We start from the raw sequence: 1,041 nt of genomic DNA, 5'->3' as shown, positions 1-1,041 counted from the left end.
CGCGGCTTTCTCGCTGTTTCGCAACTCCTTCACGTTGTAGGCGTAAGCCGAACCGCGGCGACCGACACCGCGCTCGCCCGGCGCGCCGGCCTTGAGAGCGAGCTGCCTCTGCTTTGCCGCCACCAGCGCCGGGCGAGCCCAGAAGTAGTCCTGCTCCTTTGTCAGCAGATGCCAGATCAACACGGCGAGCTTGCGGGCGAGTGCCACGGCTGCGACCTGATGGCCGCGCTTGTTACGGATGCGTAGGAAGAAGGCCCTGAGCGGTCCGGGCGCCTTCGCCGTCGCCCAGGCGGCCTCGACCAGCATGGCGCGGGCATGGGAACGACCATGTTTGCTGATCCGGCCATATTGCGCCAAGCCAAGACCGGATTGGCGCACACGCGGATTGAGGCCGAAGTAGCTCACCAGCTTCTGCGGTTCGCGAAACCGCCGGATATCGCCGACGGCGGCGATGATACCGCTCGCGACGATGGCATTGACGCCGGTGATCGTCTGAAGCCGCCGGACTTGCACATCATCAATCGCTTCCCGGGCGATGTCGCGATCGAGGTCGGCCAGATCCTCGGCCAGGCGGTCAATCTCGCGGATGTGGCGAGCGATGGCGGCCCGCTCGTCGTCGGGAAGCACCTGCCGCTCGAGCCAGGCGCGACCGCGATTGTTGAACAGATCGGCATGCGGGCACTTCGGCACTAGGTGCGCCTGCAGGATGCCATGCACCTCGTTCTTCACGCGCGTGCGATGCCGAACTACCTGGTTGCGCCGCGCGACGAGGCGGCGAAGCCGCTCGGTCCGCTCGTCAGGTACCCAGACCTCCGGCAGAAAGCCGCTGGCATGGAGCTGCGCCAGAACGCCGGCATCGATCTTGTCGGTCTTAATCCTGGCATGGGCGATCGCCTTCACCTGCATCGGGTTGGCGACAATCACCCGGCCAACATAGGGCGACAGAACCCGCACCACCGCCATGGCGTTGCCCGTGGCCTCGACGACAACCTCATCCGTCCGTCGCAAACTGCGGCCGAACCCTTCCAGTCCCGAGCGGGT

The 1,041-nt window shown here is 65.9% G+C and carries 1 protein-coding gene; it reads right to left on the bottom strand.

What is annotated here, in order from left to right; all coding sequences use genetic code 11:
* Positions 1-1,041 (bottom strand): IS110 family RNA-guided transposase (locus NKH93_RS34215; RefSeq protein WP_502896549.1); only part of this gene is annotated, 1,041 nt, incomplete at both ends.

Source organism: Mesorhizobium sp. M0954, assembly GCF_040319155.1.
GTDB lineage: Bacteria > Pseudomonadota > Alphaproteobacteria > Rhizobiales > Rhizobiaceae > Mesorhizobium.
The sequence above is the reverse complement of the archived record's forward strand: the minus strand, read 5'-3'. Positions and strand labels throughout refer to the sequence as shown.